Below are 16,287 nucleotides of genomic sequence, written 5' to 3' on the forward strand. Positions count from 1 at the left end.
AAACACTCTCACCTAGGTTCTTTCACTTGCCCAGCGAAGCCCGCTGGCAAGCCGTTCTCAAACAACGTCCTCTAGGAGATACACCATGCAAGCACTGGAAAACGACCTGGAAACCGAACTGCAGCTCGACGATTGGTTTGAAGCGCCGACCCACGAGGCCGCCGTTGAAATGATGCAAGCCGATGCCGTGGTGCCATTTGGCACGGCGATGTGGCCGTTCTGACACCCGGCACGTATTCGGCAGGTGCAGTGCACGGCACCTGCCTCCTTACCCAAGGCACACAAGGACATACGTCATGGACAAGGCCCGCGCCGTTGAACACTTTCTCTACTACCTTGCACACCATCCGGCCCTCGGCGGCCTGAACTGCCCCACCGTGCTGCTGGGCCACACCGAGCGCTACGACGCCATCGCCCAGGCGATCGCCCAGAGCAGCGCCGCCCGTTTCAACTTCCAGGTGCAGCGTCTGGACCTGGCCGACAGCGACCGCCTGGCGCAGGCCATCGAAACCTGCGACCTGTACCTGTTCCTCTACGATTCCTCCACCCTGCCCAACCCGCGCGCAGAAGGCCCGGACTTTATCCGCGCCCTGCAGGGCGTGATGGCCGAACACTGGAAAAAATCCCTGCTGTTCAAGGATTACGGCGACTACTTCTACGACACTTTCAGCGTCGAGCCGCAGCGCATCGCCGACCTCAACGCCACACTGATCCGGCGCATGTCCCAAGCCGCTGTGCTGAGCTTTACCGACAAACACGGCTCACGCCTGCAGGCGCCCATGAGCAGCATCAAGAAGTGGACCAATATCAACGGCATCGGCAACCACGACCTGGCCCCCGGCGAAATCGCCACCCACAGCGAAGCCATCAATGGCCAGGTGCGGTTCGTCGGCACCTTTCTCAGCACCATCCCCTTCGCGCGCAAGTACGGCGTGCTGCAATCACCGCTGGAACTGTGGATCGAAAACTCGACCATCTGCAGCGTGGCCAGTGACGTGCCGGGGCTGGCCGACGACTTCAATAAATACCTGAATGCCAACCCGTCCAACCGCCGGGTGGAGGAGCTGGGGATTGGCACCAATGAAGGGGTGAAGGACCTGTATGCGCGCAATGCCGGGTTCGAGGAGCGCCATTGCGGCTTGCACCTGGGCTTGGGCGGCGGTCAGAAAGGCAGCCATCACCTGGACCTGATCTTTGCCAGCGGGGTGTTGGCGCTGGATGACAAACCGGTGTTTGACGGCACTTTTGCGTTCTGAACACCGACCTTGAAAATGATGGAGATCCAACTGTGGGAAGGAGCAAGCCCCCTCCCACATGCTTTACCTCTATTCCAAGGCAAAAAAAACGCCAACCCTAGGGTTGGCGTTTGTGTGCCGCGGTTACATCACTGCGGCTTCTTGCGACCAAAGCCTGGACGCTGACCCGAACCGGCCGGTGCGCCACGGCGCTTGCCCGATGGCTCGTCCGCCACCAGCTTCAGGCCTGGGCGCTTTTTCGGCGCGGGCTTGGCCGGGCGCTTGGTGTTGGCGCTGTCGGCTGGGTGATCGGATGCAGGAGCACCGCGACCGGCGTCACCACGGTTGCCGCGACCACCGCTTGGCGCATCACCACGACCGGCTGGGCGTGGGGTGCGTGGCGCACGTTCGCCTTCCTGGCGCGATGGCGCGGTGGGGCGACGCTCGCCTTCGATGTGCGGTTGACGCGAGATACGCCCGCCGGTCGCCGGTGCATCCAGCGCCGGGCGCAGGGTGCGGGCAACACGCTCGGTGCGGGCCACGGGGCGCGACGATTTACGCTGCATACGATCGAGCTTGTCTTTGCTCTTGGCGTTCATCTGCGGCATGGCGACCGGCGTCAGGCCGACTTCGGCGCTGAGGATGTCGACTTCGTACTGGCTCATTTCGCGCCAGCGGCCCATCGGCAGGTCGGAGTTGAGGAACACCGGACCAAAACGCACGCGCTTCAGGCGGCTGACCACCAGGCCCTGGGATTCCCACAGGCGACGTACTTCACGGTTACGGCCTTCCATCACCACGCAGTGGTACCAGTGGTTGAAACCTTCACCGCCCGGCGCTTGCTTGATGTCGGTGAACTTGGCCGGGCCGTCTTCCAGCACCACGCCGGCCTTGAGGCGTTCGATCATCTCGTCATCGACTTCACCACGCACACGCACGGCGTATTCGCGGTCCATCTCGTAGGACGGGTGCATCAGGCGGTTGGCCAGTTCACCGTCGGTGGTGAACATCAGCAAGCCGGTGGTGTTGATGTCGAGACGACCGATGTTGATCCAACGGCCTTCCTTGGGCTTGGGCATCTTGTCGAACACGGTCGGACGGCCTTCCGGGTCGTCACGGGTGCAGATCTCGCCATCGGGCTTGTTGTACATGATCACGCGGCGCACCGATTCGGCGGCCTCTTCACGCTTGATGACCTTGCCATCAATGGTGATTGCATCGTGCAGGTCGACGCGCTGGCCGAGGGTGGCCTCGACGCCGTTGACCTTGATGCGCTTCTGGGTGATCCAGGCTTCGACGTCGCGGCGCGAGCCCACGCCGATACGCGCCAGCACCTTTTGCAGCTTTTCGCCTGCAGGGCCGATTTCCTGGCTGTCGTTCTGCTCTTTGTCGTTCATCTTAAGCACCTCCCGGTGGGTCGATTCAGGCGTGGCCTGAAGAGTGTTGAAAGCGGGGCTTTGGCCGAATAGGTCGGCAAAGGGTCGCGAATCATACGCCCATGGCGCGCATTGCGCATCAGAGACTAGTCGATAAGCGCGAGGTCATTGGTTTTTCCGCCGACCGGTGATGCCCCAGGCTCCACATTCGAGTGCGTCAGTCCTCGAACTGGCGGCGTTCATTCTCGATGGCTTCGGCCAATGCCCGGGCTTCGTCTTCTTCGTCGCTCAGGGGCGGTTGTTCGAGGGCGGCGACGGCGGCCAGGAGTTTTTCGCGGGCTTCGGCCACGCCGAGGATATCGTCCTCAGGTTCAGGTTCGACCTCCACACTCACCTGGGCGTCCGGCTCGGCCGCACCATCGCGCAGCAAGTCATCAAAGTCGGTCTTGATGCCCTGCTCCATGTCGTCCAGTTCCAGCAACAACGTGTGGAAACTGGTTTCGTCCTTGGGCTCTTCCGGCTCGGCGGTGGCGTCGGCCAGTTCCTGCAGGCTCGCCGGGACCGGGGCCTCGTCGAAGTCGAGTACCGGCTCGGCTTCCATCTCGCGCAATTCGGCCAGGGGCGGCAGGTCGTCGAGGTTTTTCAGGTTGAAATGGTCGAGGAACACCTTGGTGGTGGCGAACATCGCCGGTTTGCCGGGCACGTCGCGGTAGCCGACGATGCGGATCCACTCACGCTCCAGCAGCGTCTTGACGATATGGCTGTTGACCGCCACGCCCCGCACGTCCTCGATTTCGCCACGGGTGATGGGCTGGCGATAGGCGATCAGCGCCATGGTCTCCAGCATCGCCCGTGAATAGCGCTGCGGGCGTTCTTCCCAGAGACGGCCGACCCACGGGGAAAACTTCTCACGGATCTGCAGGCGATAACCCGACGCCACCTCGCGCAGTTCAAAGGCGCGGCCGTCGCAGGATTTTCGCAGGATTTCCAGTGCCTTCTTGAACACCGGCGGTTCAGGGCGCTCGGCTTCCTCAAACAGTTCGAACAGACGCTCCAGGGATTGCGGCTTACCCGAGGCCAGGAGAAAGGCCTCCAGCAACGGGGCCAGTTCGCGGGGTTCAGTCAGATTCATCGTTTCAGCTCTTTATTCGGCTCGCGCCCGCACGTGGATAGCCGCAAAAGGCTCATTCTGGACCAGCTCGACCAAGGACTCCTTGACCAGCTCGAGGACCGCCATAAAGGTCACCACCACCCCCAGGCGCCCTTCCTCTGCCGTGAACAGCTCCACAAACGGCACAAACCCGCCGCCCTTGAGGCGTTCGAGCACATCGCTCATGCGCTCGCGGGTGGACAGGGCCTCGCGGCTGACCTGGTGGTGTTCGAACATATCGCCCCGGCGCAACACCTCGGCCATGGACATCAGCAACTCTTCCAGGCTCACGTCCGGCAGCAGCTTGCGCGCGCGGGCTTCGGGGGCGTCGAGCTTGGGTACCACCACGTCGCGGCCGACGCGGCTCAGGCCGTCGATACCTTCGGCGGCGGCCTTGAAGCGCTCGTATTCCTGCAGGCGGCGGATCAGTTCGGCGCGCGGGTCATCCTCTTCGGCCTCGACCGTCTCCGCCCGCGGCAACAGCATGCGCGACTTGATCTCGGCGAGCATGGCGGCCATCACCAGGTACTCGGCAGCCAGTTCCAGGCGTACCGACTGCATCAACTCGACATAGCCCATGTACTGGCGGGTGATTTCCGCCACCGGGATGTCGAGGATGTTGATGTTCTGTTTGCGGATCAGGTACAGCAGCAAGTCCAGCGGGCCCTCGAAAGCCTCAAGGAAGACCTCCAGGGCGTCCGGCGGAATGTACAGGTCCAGCGGCATTTCCAGCACCGCCTGGCCGTAGACCATGGCAAACGGCAGCTCCTGCTGGGCGCCCGCCTGGCTGTCGACGGTTTCCACGGCTGACATTCAGGCCTCGGCCATAAAGGGCGCAGGATCGCCGCAACCGACACGGATCACTTCAGGTTCGCCGTCGGCCAGGTTGATCACGGTGGAGGCCTTGTTGCCGCCGAAACCGCCGTCGATGATCAGGTCGACCTGTTTTTCCAGCAATTGGCGCATTTCGTATGGGTCTTCCAGGGGCTCGGTGTCGCCGGGCATGATCAACGACACACTCATCAACGGCTCACCCAACTCGGCCAGCAACGCCAGGGCGATCGGATGCTCCGGCACCCGCAGGCCGATGGTGCGTTTTTTCGGGTGCAGCAGCAGGCGCGGCACTTCGCGGGTGGCGTTGAGGATAAAAGTGTAGGGCCCTGGCGTGTGGGCCTTGAGCAGGCGGAAGGTGCCGGTGTCGACCTTGGCGAACAGGCCCAGCTGGGACAAGTCGCTGCAGATCAGCGCAAAGTTGTGCTTGTCATCCAACTGGCGCAGGCGTCTGACACGCTCGACTGCGCCCTTGTCACCGATCTGGCAACCGATGGCGTAGGACGAATCGGTTGGATAGATCACCACACCGCCGGCGCGAATGATCTCTACGGCCTGCTTGATCAGGCGCGCCTGGGGGTTTTCCGGATGAATCTGGAAGAATTGACTCACGGGTTCTACCTGTTCAGACGGTGGCAATAATGGGGTCATGCTTGAATCTCCCCCACAACAGCGGCAAATCTTCCGGGACCGCGCGGTACTCGCCGATCTCGGACCAGCCGCCAGGGCCATGAAAGTCACTGCCGGCGCTGACCAGCAGACCAAATTCGCGAGCAAGGATCGCCAGGCTGCCCACCTGTTCGGCGGGTTGAAAGCCGTTGACCACTTCAATCGCGTGACCACCCGCTCCAATATAGTCGCCAATCAGCTTGCGACGCTTGCTGCGGGTGAAATCGTAATGCCAGGGATGGGCCAGGCTGACCCAGGCCCCGGAGGCCCGCAGGGTCTCGACGGTATCTTCGAGGGTCGGCCAATGTTGCTTCACATCGCCCAATTTGCCGGCGCCCAGCCACTTGCGAAAGGCTTCGGCACGGTCTTTGACAAAACCCTCACGCACCATCCAGTCGGCAAAGTGCGGACGGGCCGGCGCGTTGCCGCTGTCACCCAGTTCCTGCTGGATGGCGCGGGCGCCGTCGAGGGCGTTGGGCATGCCTTTGAGGCTGAGTTTTCGGCTTATTTCTTCGGACCGCAGCCAGCGGCCATCGTGCAATTGCGCGATAGCCTCCACCAGCGGCGGCGCTTTTTGATCGAAGCCGTAGCCGAGCACATGAATGGTGGCGCCGCCCCAGGTGCAGGACAATTCCACCCCGTTGACCAGCTGCATGCCCAGGGCATGGGCCGTTGTACGGGCTTCGTCGAGGCCTTCGAGGGTGTCGTGGTCGGTCAACGAGAGGACTCGCACGCCTTTTTCAAACGCACGCGCAACCAGTACCGCGGGCGCCAGGGCGCCGTCGGAGGCCGTGCTGTGGCAGTGCAAATCAACATTCACGGGGGGGTGTAACCTCAAGTCAGCTGGCGCTATCGCAACCAAGGATGTTTGTTATTATGCCGCCACATCCAGCTTCTGGCTCTTACTGTGAAACAATTCATCGACTTCATCCCGCTGTTGCTGTTTTTCATCGTTTACAAACTCGACCCCAGGGTCATCGACCTGGCCGGCCATGAGCTGACTGTCGGCGGCATCTACAGTGCCACCGCCGTGCTCATCATCAGCTCTGTGGTGGTCTACGGCGCCATCTTCATTTCCCAGCGCAAACTGGAAAAAAGCCAGTGGCTGACCCTGGTCGCCTGCCTGGTCTTCGGCAGCCTGACCCTGGCCTTCCACAGCGAAACCTTCCTGAAATGGAAAGCGCCGGTGGTGAACTGGCTGTTCGCCCTGGCGTTCATCGGCAGCCACTTCATCGGTGATCGCCTGCTGATCAAGCGGATCATGGGCCACGCGCTGACCCTGCCGGAACCGGTGTGGACACGCTTGAACCTGGCCTGGATCGCGTTTTTCATCTTCTGCGGCGCCGCCAACCTGTTCGTGGCGTTTACCTTCCAGGACTACTGGGTCGACTTCAAAGTGTTCGGCAGCCTGGGCATGACCGTGCTGTTCCTGGTCGCCCAGGGCATCTACCTGTCGCGCCACCTGCATGACACCGAGCCTACTACGCCGAAAACCGAGGACTGACATGCTCTACGCCATCATTGCCACCGACGTCGCCAACTCGCTGGAAAAACGCCTGTCCGTGCGCCCGGCCCACGTCGAGCGCCTGAAAGTCCTTCAAGCCGAAGGCCGCATCGTGCTGGCCGGCCCGCACCCGGCCGTGGACAGCAATGACCCGGGCGACGCCGGTTTTACCGGTAGCCTGATCGTCGCCGAGTTCGCCTCGCTGGCCGATGCCCAGGCCTGGGCCAAGGCCGATCCCTATGTCGCCGCAGGTGTCTACGCCGACGTAGTGATCAAACCCTTCAAGCAGGTCCTGCCCTGATCCTGGTGGCGCCGAACCTATTGAGGGCGGCGCACGCCTAATTGCTCATTATTCTCGGCAACCTGCCGACAACGTTCTGAATATTCGTGTGGAATCAGGAGTTCCGATGCGCTTACGTCAGTTGTGTCTGTTGGCAGTGTTAATGATCGGGGCTACGGCCCACGCTGAAGAAACCTCGAGCACCGGCAGTTCCACGCCCCTGTCCTTGAGCGCCGGCGCCCAGATCACCGAGTTGCAGCAACGTTTGAAAGAAAGCGAACGGCAGCGTGAAGAACTGAGCAAGCAACTGCAAAGCGCGGATGCCACCCGCGAAAGCGCTCAATTGAGTCGCCTTCGCCAGGAGAACCAACGCCTGGCCCAGCAACTCAAAGATGCACAGGGCGGCGCCTTGACCCGCTGGCTGACCGAGCAGCAGCAATGGTTCGTCACCGGTGGGGCCGTCGCACTGATCGCCCTGCTGTGCGGGATCTTCGCCAGCGGTGGGCACCGTCGCCGTCGACAATGGCTAAATTGAGTGAGTCATGAGCGAGCTGTTACTGATAGATGATGACCAGGAACTCTGCGAGCTGCTGAGCAGTTGGCTGAGCCAGGAAGGTTTCCAGGTGCGCGCCTGCCACGATGGCTTGAGCGCGCGCAAAGCCTTGGCCGACAGCGCCCCGGCGGCGGTGGTGCTCGACGTGATGCTGCCCGACGGCAGCGGCCTGGAGCTGCTCAAGCAATTGCGCAACGACCATCCGGAGCTGCCGGTGCTGATGCTTTCGGCGCGGGGCGAACCCCTGGACCGCATCCTCGGCCTGGAATTGGGCGCCGACGACTACCTGGCCAAGCCCTGCGACCCACGCGAACTCACCGCGCGGCTGCGCGCAGTATTGCGCCGCAGCCACCCGGCAGCCGTGTCCAGCCAACTGGAACTGGGCGACCTGTGCTTCAGCCCGGTGCGCGGCGTGGTCAGCATCGATGAACAGGAGTTCACCCTCACCGTCTCCGAAAGCCGCCTGCTGGAAGCATTATTGCGCCAGCCCGGCGAGCCACTGGACAAGCAGGAACTGGCGCAGATCGCCCTGGGCCGCAAGCTGACCCTTTACGATCGCAGCCTGGACATGCACGTCAGCAACCTGCGCAAGAAGATCGGCCCGCACCCGGATGGCCGGCCACGGATCGTGGCATTGCGCAGCCGGGGCTACTACTACAGCCTCTAGCCCCTCTCGCGCCTGCAGGGTTTTGTCAGTTCACAACAAAACCCTCTTTACTCAAGCTTTACCCACACCTGACCGCCGCTGACCTTGATCTCCGTAACCTACTCACATCCGGACTCACCGGAATAGAGACAGGAGAATCACCATGCGCAAGACCCTTATCGCTTTGATGTTCGCCGCCGCCCTGCCGACCGTTGCCATGGCCGCACTGCCAGAAGGCCCAGGCCCGATGGGCGGCCCTGAAGGGCACATGATGGGTGGCCCGGGCCACGGCGGTGAACACGGTCCGCGTGGCAAAGGCGGCCCCTTCAGCCAACTGGACCTGAGCCGCGAACAGCGCGAGCAGATCGGCAAGCTGATGGGTGACCAATGGCACGCTCGCAAAGACCTGGTCAAAAAGTACCTGGACAAACTCCCGGCCGCCGACCAGAAAGCCATGCAGGATGAAATCGCCGCCGGCAAGCAGAAGACCCAGGCCGATATCCGTGCCGTGCTCAAGCCTGACCAGCAGAAGAAGTTCGACGAGATCGTCAAGAAGCAAGAACAGCGCCGTGCCGAATGGAAGGAATTCCAGGCCTGGAAAGCGCAACAGCCGCAAAAAGCGCAATAATGCACCCGCGTTAACACTCCCAGCCCAGTGGCCACCGCCACTGGGCTTTTCCTGTTTGAGGGTTTCCTGTGCGTTCATTGTTCTGGCGCATCCTGGCCAGTTTCTGGCTGGCCATCGCCCTGGTTGCCGGGTTGTCGATCCTGCTTGGGCACATGCTTAACCAGGATGCCTGGATTCTCAGCCGCCACCCCGGCCTCAATAACCTCGCGCAAGAGTGGACCCAACTCTACGAAGCCCAGGGCGAGGATGCCGCCCAGGACCTGCTGCAACAGCGCAAGCGCCAGTACCACATCGACGTGCAAGTGCTCAACGAAAGTGGCGAGCCGGTGGTGCGCGGCACCTTCCCGCGCCGCGCCGCCGCCTTTGAAGCCCGACAGAACGACAGCAAGGAAGGTCATCTGCCCTGGCGACGCCTGACCGCCGAGTACACCAGCGAGAAGACCGGCGACACCTACCTGTTGATCTACCGCATCCCGCACCCGGAGCTGGACGAGTGGCACCGCAGCAGCCTGACATGGCCCTTGAGCGCACTGACGATTGCCCTGGTGGTGCTGACCTTGTTCAGCCTGTTCGTCACCTTGTCCATCACCCGCCCACTGAGCCGCCTGCGCGGCGCGGTGCATGACCTCGGCCAGGCCACCTACCAGCAGAACAGCCTGGCGCAACTGGCCAACCGCCGCGATGAGTTCGGTGTACTCGCCACCGACTTCAACCGCATGGGCGCACGCCTGCAAAGCCTGATCGGCAGCCAACGCCAACTGCTGCGCGACGTGTCCCATGAACTGCGCTCGCCCCTCGCGCGCCTGCGCATCGCCCTGGCCCTGGCCGAACGCGCCAGCCCCGAAGAACGGGAAAAACTCTGGCCACGCCTGACCCGCGAATGCGACCGCCTGGAAGCGCTGATCAGCGAGATCCTGGTGCTGGCCCGCGTCGATGCCGACAATGCCAGCGCCGAAGACGTCGACCTCATCCCCCTGCTCAAAACCCTGCAAAAGGATGCCCAACTCAGCGCGCCGGACCAGGTGGTGCAACTGAGCACCGATGCCGACCTGCAACTGAAGGGCTGGCCGACCATGATCGAACGGGCTGTGGATAACCTGCTGCGCAATGCCCAGCGCTTCAACCCGCCGGGACAACCCATTGAATTGCACGCACAGCGCCAGGGCGAACGTATCCTGATCAGCGTGCGCGACCATGGCCCCGGTGTGGACGCCGAACACCTGAGCCAACTCGGTGAACCGTTCTACCGCGCTCCCGGCCAGACCGCCCAAGGCCACGGCCTGGGCCTGGCGATCGCGCGACGCGCGGCCGAACGCCACGGTGGCAGCCTGATCCTGGCCAATCACCCAACCGGTGGTTTTATCGCCAGCATCGACCTGCCGTTGGAACCGGGAGTTGTCACGCCGGTGTGATGATCTTCTATAGTGGCCCTTCTCTTACGGAGGGCCTTTGATGACTGACCTGCTGACTCCCATCCAAGCCGCACTCGATCTACCCCACACCCCGCTGACCTTCACCGAGGCTGGCGCCCTGCCCTCGACCTTCGCCGTCACCGAACTGGCCAGTGCCAGCATCGGCGCCGCCGGGCAGGCCGTCGCCCAGTTGATCCGGCAACGGACCGGGCGCCTGCCCGACGTGAGTGTGGACCGGCGTCTCGCCTCTTTCTGGTTCTCTTCCTCGATCCGCCCGCTGGGCTGGCAAGTGCCACCGTTGTGGGATCCGGTGGCCGGCGATTACGCCAGCACCGATGGCTGGATTCGCCTGCATACCAACGCGCCTCATCACCGTGCCGCCGCCGAACGGGTGCTGGGCAAGGTCGCCGACCGCGCCGGGATGGCCGGCAAGGTCGCGGCGTGGAACGCGGCAGAACTGGAACAGGCGATTGTCGACCAAGGTGGCTGCGCCGCGCAGATGCGTGCCTGGCAAGCCTGGCAGCAGCACCCGCAGGGGTTGGCGGTGAACGCCGAGGCGCTGGTCCAACGCCAGGCCTTCGAAACCACGACCGACAAACCCTGGCACGGTTCGCTGGCACGCCCGCTGGCCGGCCTCAAGGTGCTGGATCTGACCCGCGTCTTGGCCGGCCCGGTGGCCAGTCGTTTCCTTGCCGGCCTCGGCGCGGATGTCCTGCGCATCGACTCACCCACCTGGAACGAACCCGGCGTGGTCCCGGAAATGACCCTGGGCAAACGCTGCGCGCGCCTGGACCTGAAAACGCCCGAAGGCCGGCGGGTTTTCGAGCGTTTGCTCAGGGACGCCGACATCCTGTTCCACGGTTACCGCGCTGACGCCCTGGAGCATCTGGGCTACACCGCTCCCGAATTGCAACACCTCGCCCCCGGCCTGATCGACGTCAGCCTCAACGCCTACGGCTGGAGCGGCCCGTGGCGTAATCGCCGGGGCTTCGACAGCCTGGTGCAGATGAGCAGCGGGATCGCCGAGGCCGGCATGCTCTGGAAACACGCGGATAAACCGCTGCCGCTGCCGTTGCAGGCGCTGGATCACGCGACCGGGTATCTGATGGCGGCCAGTGCGATTCAGGCGCTGGGCGAACGGTTGCAGTCGGGGCGCGGTGGTTCGGCGCGGTTGTCGTTGGCACGCACCGCAACGTTACTGGTGCAAGCAGGCCAAGTGCCCGACCAACCGGCGTTGCGCGAGGAAGAACCAGGGGATCAAGGCCTGGTCGTCGAACAGACCGCCTGGGGCCAGGCCCATCGGCTGCTGCCCCAGCTGACTATCAGCGGTACGCCATTGCAATGGGATTTGCCGGCGGGAGAATTGGGCTCCCACCGGCCTCAATGGTGACTTGACGGCCGCTAGCGGGAGCAAGTCCCATCACAACGACAACACCCCGCTGTACAACCCATATGCCGCCAGCCCCGCGCCGGCGATCACGCAACTGAAAATGCCTTTCTCAACGTGGGTAAACAACGGCTGGCCCTGTTCGCGCTTGGCCAGGGCGAACAGGATCACGCCCGGCGCATACAACAGCGCCGACAGCAGCAGGTATTTAAGGCCCCCGGCGTAGAGCAACCATACGGCGTAACCCAGGGCGATCAACCCCACCAGCAGGTCCTTGATGCGATGGCGGTGGGCACCTTCATAGGTTTCACCACGCCCGCTCAGCAACACCGCGTAAGCCGCCGACCACAGGTAAGGCACGAGGATCATCGACGACGCCAGGTAGATCAGGGTGGTGTAGGTGCTGTGGGAAAACAGCGTGATCACCAGGAAGACCTGGATCATCACATTGGTCAGCCACAAGGCGTTGACCGGCACCTGGTTGGCATTTTCCTTTTTCAGGAAGGCCGGCATGGTCTTGTCATGGGCGGTGGCATAGAGGATCTCTGCACACAGCAGCGCCCAGGACAACAAGGCACCCAGCAGCGACACGGCCAGGCCGATACTGATCAGCAACGCGCCCCAGGGACCGACGATATGCTCGAGCACACCGGCCAGGGACGGGTTTTGCAGGCCGGCCAGCTCCGCCTGGCTCATGATGCCCAGGGACAACACATTCACCAGCACCAACAGCGCCAGCACGCCGAGAAAGCCGATCACCGTGGCCCGCCCCACATCCGCGCGCTTCTCGGCCCGCGCCGAATACACACTGGCGCCTTCGATGCCGATAAACACAAATACCGTGACCAGCATCATATTGCGCACCTGGTCCACCACACTGCCGAATTGCGGCTTTTCCAGGCCCCAGATGTCAGCCGTGAAGATATCGGCCTTGAACGCCACGGCGGCGATCACCACGAACATCAGCAGCGGCACCAGCTTGGCCACGGTGGTGATCTGGTTGATGAACGCGGCTTCCTTGATCCCGCGCATCACCAGGAAATGCACGGCCCACAGCAGCAACGATGCGCAGCCGATGGCCACCGGCGTGTTGCCTTGGCCGAACACCGGGAAAAAATAGCCGAGGGTGCTGAACAGCAACACGAAATAACCGACATTGCCCATCCACGCGCTGATCCAGTAACCCCAGGCCGATGAGAACCCCATGTAGTCGCCGAAACCCGCCTTGGCGTAGGCGTACACCCCGGAATCCAGTTCCGGCTTGCGATTGGCCAGGGTCTGGAAGACAAACGCCAGGGTCAGCATGCCCACGGCGGTGATCGCCCAACCGATCAACACCGCGCCCACCTCCGCGCGCGCGGCCATGTTCTGCGGCAACGAGAAAATCCCCCCGCCGATCATCGAGCCCACCACCAGGGCAATCAGGGCGCCAAGCCGAAGTTTCTGGGTCGGTTGAGACATGCAGACTCCTGAATAAGATTTGAGCTGACAACCGTGCACTCAACTAATTAACTCAGCGAGTGTAGCGTTTATTAAAGACAGCGATAAAACCGCCACGCTCATAACTCAACGGCATGACAGTTTTTATAGTTTAGGCTTATTTAGATTTTAAATACGCCGAATACTTTGTCGCTTCCAAGCTATTTATTGTCGCCGTTGCGAAAAGTTTGCACATTCGGGAAAACGGGCTAGTTTCAAACGTCCATACGCAGCACTAAATGATTGACCAAACCGCAGAGATCGCTCTGGAAAGCGCCTTTGCGCGGAAAACTATTGCCCACGATTTCCCAGTCTAAGTCATTAATTCACAATGGAATGTGCCAATGAAGTGATCTGAGTCAGCTGTTTGATTAGCGCACGGAATTATTCTGTGGTCTCTCTTCTCCTGCATTGGAGTTATGCGATGTCTGAATCTCCCGGAAAACTTCGATTGGGTGCACTGGTTGCACTTGTCGTCGGCTCAATGATTGGCGGCGGGATCTTCTCTCTGCCGCAAAACATGGCCGCCAGTGCCGATGTTGGCGCGGTATTGATCGGCTGGGTAATTACCGCCGTGGGCATGCTGACCCTGGCGTTTGTCTTCCAGACCCTGGCCAACCGCAAACCTGACCTGGACGGCGGCGTCTACGCCTACGCCAAGGCCGGCTTCGGTGACTACATGGGCTTTTCGTCGGCCTGGGGTTACTGGATCAGCGCCTGGTTGGGCAACGTCGGTTACTTCGTCCTCCTGTTCAGCACCCTCGGTTACTTCTTCCCGATCTTCGGCGAAGGCAATACACCTGCGGCAGTGATTGGCGCGTCGGTCTTGCTGTGGGCCGTGCACTTTCTGGTGCTGCGCGGGATCAAGGAGGCGGCGTTCATCAACCTGGTGACCACGGTCGCTAAGGTGGTGCCGCTGGTGCTGTTCGTGTTGATCGCCGTGTTCGCCTTCAAGCTGGACATCTTCACCGCTGACATCTGGGGCGTGAAAAACCCGGACCTGGGCAGCGTGATGAACCAGGTGCGCAACATGATGCTGGTCACCGTGTGGGTGTTCATCGGTATCGAAGGCGCAAGCATCTTCTCCTCCCGTGCAGAAAAACGCTCCGACGTCGGCAAGGCCACCGTGATCGGCTTTATCACCGTGCTGCTGTTCCTGATGCTGGTGAACGTGCTGTCCCTGGGCATCATGACCCAACCGGAGCTGGCCAAGCTGCAGAACCCGTCGATGGCCGCCGTGCTGGAGCATGTGGTGGGCCACTGGGGTGCGGTGCTGATCAGCGTCGGCTTGATCATCTCGTTGCTGGGTGCGCTGCTGTCGTGGGTGCTGCTGTGTGCGGAGATCATGTTCGCCGCCGCCAAGGACCACACCATGCCGGAGTTCCTGCGCAAGGAAAACGCCAACCATGTGCCGGCCAACGCCCTGTGGCTGACCAACGCCATGGTCCAGATATTCCTGGTGATCACGCTGTTTTCCGCCAGTACCTACCTGTCGCTGATCTACCTCGCCACCTCGATGATCCTGGTGCCGTACCTGTGGTCGGCGGCCTACGCGCTACTGCTGGCGGTACGCGGCGAAACCTACGAAAACGCCCTCAAGGAGCGCAGGAAAGACCTGTTTATCGGCGCGATCGCACTGATCTACGCGGTCTGGCTGCTCTACGCCGGCGGCGTCAAATACTTGCTGTTGTCCGCCCTGCTCTATGCCCCCGGCGCGATCCTGTTCGCCAAGGCCAAGCATGAACTGGGCAAACCGATTTTCACCAACGTCGAGAAGTTGATTTTCGCCGCAGTCGTCATTGGCGCCCTGGTGGCTGCCTATGGCCTCTACGACGGCTTCCTGACTCTGTAATTGTTGTTCCTTGGAGGATCTGTAATGACCACGGAAAAAGTGAAGTACGGCGTACATTCCGAAGCCGGCAAACTGCGCAAAGTCATGGTGTGCTCCCCAGGCTTGGCCCACCAGCGGCTGACCCCTAACAACTGCGATGAACTGCTGTTCGATGACGTGCTCTGGGTAGCCCAGGCCAAGCGCGACCATTTCGACTTCGTGACCAAGATGCGCGAACGGGACATCGATGTGCTGGAAATGCACAACCTGCTGACCGATATCGTTGCCAACCCCGAAGCCCTGGACTGGATCCTGGAACGCAAGATCACCTCCAACACCGTGGGCCTCGGCCTGGTCGAGGAAGTCAGTTCCTGGCTGCGCAGCCTGGAGCCGCGCAAGATCGCCGAGTTCCTGATCGGTGGCGTGTCGGCCGATGACCTGCCGAGCAGCTTCGGTGGCAAGACCATCGAGATGTTCCGCGACTTCCTCGGCCACGCCAGTTTTATCCTGCCGCCGCTGCCCAACACCCAGTTCACCCGCGACACCACCTGCTGGATCTACGGCGGCGTGACGCTCAACCCGATGTACTGGCCGGCGCGACGCCAGGAAACCCTGCTGGCCAGCGCCATCTACAAATTCCACCCCGAGTTCACCAACGCGGACTTCCAGATCTGGTACGGCGACCCCGACCAGGAACACGGTGCCGCCACGCTCGAAGGCGGTGACGTCATGCCGATTGGCAATGGCGTGGTGTTGATCGGCATGGGCGAGCGTTCGTCCCACCAGGCCATCGGCCAACTGGCGCGCAACCTGTTCAAGAACAAAGCGGTGGAACGGGTGATCGTTGCCGGCCTGCCGAAATCCCGCGCGGCGATGCACCTGGACACCGTGTTCAGCTTCTGCGACCGCGACCTGGTGACCATCTTCCCCGAAGTGGTCAACCAGATCGTGCCCTTCACCCTGCGCCCTGACGAAAGCAAACCCCACGGCATCGACATCCAGCGGGAGAAAACCAACTTCCTCGAGACCGTGGCCGCAGCGCTCAACCTCAAGGCCCTGCGCGTGGTCGAGACCGGCGGCAACAGCTTCGCCGCCGAACGCGAGCAGTGGGACGACGGCAACAACGTGGTGGCCGTGGAGCCTGGCGTAGTGATCGGCTACGACCGCAACACCTACACCAACACCCTGCTGCGCAAGGCCGGCGTGGAAGTCATCACCATCAGCGCCGGTGAACTCGGCCGTGGCCGTGGCGGCGGCCACTGCATGACCTGCCCGATCATCCGCGACCCTATCGACTATTAAGGAG

At 62.2% G+C, this 16,287-nt stretch carries 17 protein-coding genes; 11 read left to right on the top strand and 6 right to left on the bottom strand.

Features of this window, described 5'->3' with window-relative positions:
* The first annotated feature begins 85 nt into the window (after window positions 1-85).
* Both AC07OT_RS08235 and AC07OT_RS08240 read left to right on the top strand, forming a co-directional pair.
* Window positions 86-223 carry a hypothetical protein gene (locus tag AC07OT_RS08235; protein ID WP_003175756.1) on the top strand — a complete coding sequence of 46 codons (138 nt, stop codon included), beginning with the start codon at window positions 86-88 and terminating at the stop codon, window positions 221-223.
* 73 nt (window positions 224-296) lie between these two features.
* Entirely contained in the window at window positions 297-1,256 is a 960-nt protein-coding gene (locus AC07OT_RS08240) for a CgnE/CgnB domain-containing protein (RefSeq protein WP_495107870.1), read from the top strand.
* Between the two features lie 128 nt (window positions 1,257-1,384).
* Here the strand turns inward: AC07OT_RS08240 and rluB are convergent, their stop codons facing one another.
* From rluB to AC07OT_RS08265, 5 genes are all read right to left on the bottom strand, one after another.
* Window positions 1,385-2,632: a 23S rRNA pseudouridine(2605) synthase RluB gene (gene rluB, locus AC07OT_RS08245; RefSeq protein WP_495107871.1), complete on the bottom strand. Its 1,248-nt coding sequence runs from the start codon at window positions 2,630-2,632 to the stop codon at window positions 1,385-1,387.
* Window positions 2,633-2,828: 196 nt separating this feature from the next.
* Window positions 2,829-3,743, bottom strand: a complete 915-nt coding sequence (scpB, locus tag AC07OT_RS08250; RefSeq protein ID WP_115487148.1) for an SMC-Scp complex subunit ScpB — start codon at window positions 3,741-3,743, stop codon at window positions 2,829-2,831.
* Between the two features lie 12 nt (window positions 3,744-3,755).
* Window positions 3,756-4,574 carry a segregation and condensation protein A gene (locus tag AC07OT_RS08255; protein WP_065925916.1) on the bottom strand — a complete coding sequence of 273 codons (819 nt, stop codon included), beginning with the start codon at window positions 4,572-4,574 and terminating at the stop codon, window positions 3,756-3,758.
* The gene (locus AC07OT_RS08260; protein WP_027605571.1) at window positions 4,575-5,204 is read right to left on the bottom strand and encodes an L-threonylcarbamoyladenylate synthase; all 630 of its coding nucleotides are present in this window, start codon (window positions 5,202-5,204) and stop codon (window positions 4,575-4,577) included.
* Window positions 5,205-5,217: 13 nt separating this feature from the next.
* On the bottom strand, window positions 5,218-6,081 hold the full coding sequence (locus tag AC07OT_RS08265) for a PHP domain-containing protein (protein ID WP_141155885.1): 864 nt from the start codon (window positions 6,079-6,081) through the stop codon (window positions 5,218-5,220).
* Window positions 6,082-6,168: 87 nt separating this feature from the next.
* On the opposite strand from AC07OT_RS08265, the gene AC07OT_RS08270 reads away from it, so the two are divergent.
* The 7 genes from AC07OT_RS08270 to AC07OT_RS08300 all read left to right on the top strand — a co-directional run bounded on the left by AC07OT_RS08270 (window position 6,169) and on the right by AC07OT_RS08300 (window position 11,674).
* Window positions 6,169-6,765, top strand: coding sequence for a septation protein A (locus AC07OT_RS08270; RefSeq protein ID WP_027605569.1), 597 nt, complete (start codon window positions 6,169-6,171; stop codon window positions 6,763-6,765).
* Window position 6,766: 1 nt separating this feature from the next.
* Window positions 6,767-7,066, top strand: a complete 300-nt coding sequence (locus AC07OT_RS08275; protein WP_027605568.1) for a YciI family protein — start codon at window positions 6,767-6,769, stop codon at window positions 7,064-7,066.
* A 106-nt stretch (window positions 7,067-7,172) separates the two neighbouring features.
* Window positions 7,173-7,580: an SH3 domain-containing protein gene (locus AC07OT_RS08280; protein ID WP_027605567.1), complete on the top strand. Its 408-nt coding sequence runs from the start codon at window positions 7,173-7,175 to the stop codon at window positions 7,578-7,580.
* Between the two features lie 7 nt (window positions 7,581-7,587).
* Window positions 7,588-8,265 (top strand): response regulator transcription factor, encoded by a 678-nt coding sequence (locus AC07OT_RS08285; RefSeq protein WP_027605566.1) that lies wholly within the window; start codon window positions 7,588-7,590, stop codon window positions 8,263-8,265.
* A gap of 142 nt (window positions 8,266-8,407) precedes the next feature.
* Window positions 8,408-8,872, top strand: a complete 465-nt coding sequence (locus tag AC07OT_RS08290) for an LTXXQ domain protein (RefSeq protein WP_027605565.1) — start codon at window positions 8,408-8,410, stop codon at window positions 8,870-8,872.
* Between the two features lie 68 nt (window positions 8,873-8,940).
* Window positions 8,941-10,284 (top strand): sensor histidine kinase, encoded by a 1,344-nt coding sequence (locus AC07OT_RS08295; protein WP_092488927.1) that lies wholly within the window; start codon window positions 8,941-8,943, stop codon window positions 10,282-10,284.
* 40 nt (window positions 10,285-10,324) lie between these two features.
* Window positions 10,325-11,674 (top strand): CoA transferase, encoded by a 1,350-nt coding sequence (locus tag AC07OT_RS08300; RefSeq protein ID WP_495107872.1) that lies wholly within the window; start codon window positions 10,325-10,327, stop codon window positions 11,672-11,674.
* 30 nt (window positions 11,675-11,704) lie between these two features.
* Here the strand turns inward: AC07OT_RS08300 and arcD (AC07OT_RS08305) are convergent, their stop codons facing one another.
* Entirely contained in the window at window positions 11,705-13,132 is a 1,428-nt protein-coding gene (arcD, locus tag AC07OT_RS08305) for an arginine-ornithine antiporter (protein WP_065939153.1), read from the bottom strand.
* A 442-nt stretch (window positions 13,133-13,574) separates the two neighbouring features.
* Here arcD (AC07OT_RS08305) and arcD (AC07OT_RS08310) point away from each other — a divergent pair, with 442 nt between their 5' ends.
* Window positions 13,575-15,002: an arginine-ornithine antiporter gene (arcD, locus tag AC07OT_RS08310; RefSeq protein WP_065939154.1), complete on the top strand. Its 1,428-nt coding sequence runs from the start codon at window positions 13,575-13,577 to the stop codon at window positions 15,000-15,002.
* 24 nt (window positions 15,003-15,026) lie between these two features.
* A complete protein-coding gene (gene arcA / locus AC07OT_RS08315; protein WP_027605560.1) occupies window positions 15,027-16,283 on the top strand; it encodes an arginine deiminase in 1,257 nt (418 codons plus the stop codon).
* Window positions 16,284-16,287 lie beyond the last annotated feature (4 nt).

This window comes from Pseudomonas sp. GW821-FHT09C10 (assembly GCF_059418085.1).

What these genes read in the sequence shown, in the direction of transcription:
- AC07OT_RS08235 (WP_003175756.1), top strand. Translation starts at nt 86, where the DNA reads ATGCAAGCACTGGAAAACGACCTGGAAACCGAACTGCAGCTCGACGAT.
- AC07OT_RS08240 (WP_495107870.1), top strand. Translation starts at nt 297, where the DNA reads ATGGACAAGGCCCGCGCCGTTGAACACTTTCTCTACTACCTTGCACAC.
- rluB (WP_495107871.1), bottom strand. Translation starts at nt 2,632, where the DNA reads ATGAACGACAAAGAGCAGAACGACAGCCAGGAAATCGGCCCTGCAGGC.
- scpB (WP_115487148.1), bottom strand. Translation starts at nt 3,743, where the DNA reads ATGAATCTGACTGAACCCCGCGAACTGGCCCCGTTGCTGGAGGCCTTT.
- AC07OT_RS08255 (WP_065925916.1), bottom strand. Translation starts at nt 4,574, where the DNA reads ATGTCAGCCGTGGAAACCGTCGACAGCCAGGCGGGCGCCCAGCAGGAG.
- AC07OT_RS08275 (WP_027605568.1), top strand. Translation starts at nt 6,767, where the DNA reads ATGCTCTACGCCATCATTGCCACCGACGTCGCCAACTCGCTGGAAAAA.
- AC07OT_RS08280 (WP_027605567.1), top strand. Translation starts at nt 7,173, where the DNA reads ATGCGCTTACGTCAGTTGTGTCTGTTGGCAGTGTTAATGATCGGGGCT.
- AC07OT_RS08285 (WP_027605566.1), top strand. Translation starts at nt 7,588, where the DNA reads ATGAGCGAGCTGTTACTGATAGATGATGACCAGGAACTCTGCGAGCTG.
- AC07OT_RS08290 (WP_027605565.1), top strand. Translation starts at nt 8,408, where the DNA reads ATGCGCAAGACCCTTATCGCTTTGATGTTCGCCGCCGCCCTGCCGACC.
- AC07OT_RS08300 (WP_495107872.1), top strand. Translation starts at nt 10,325, where the DNA reads ATGACTGACCTGCTGACTCCCATCCAAGCCGCACTCGATCTACCCCAC.
- arcD (WP_065939153.1), bottom strand. Translation starts at nt 13,132, where the DNA reads ATGTCTCAACCGACCCAGAAACTTCGGCTTGGCGCCCTGATTGCCCTG.
- arcD (WP_065939154.1), top strand. Translation starts at nt 13,575, where the DNA reads ATGTCTGAATCTCCCGGAAAACTTCGATTGGGTGCACTGGTTGCACTT.
- arcA (WP_027605560.1), top strand. Translation starts at nt 15,027, where the DNA reads ATGACCACGGAAAAAGTGAAGTACGGCGTACATTCCGAAGCCGGCAAA.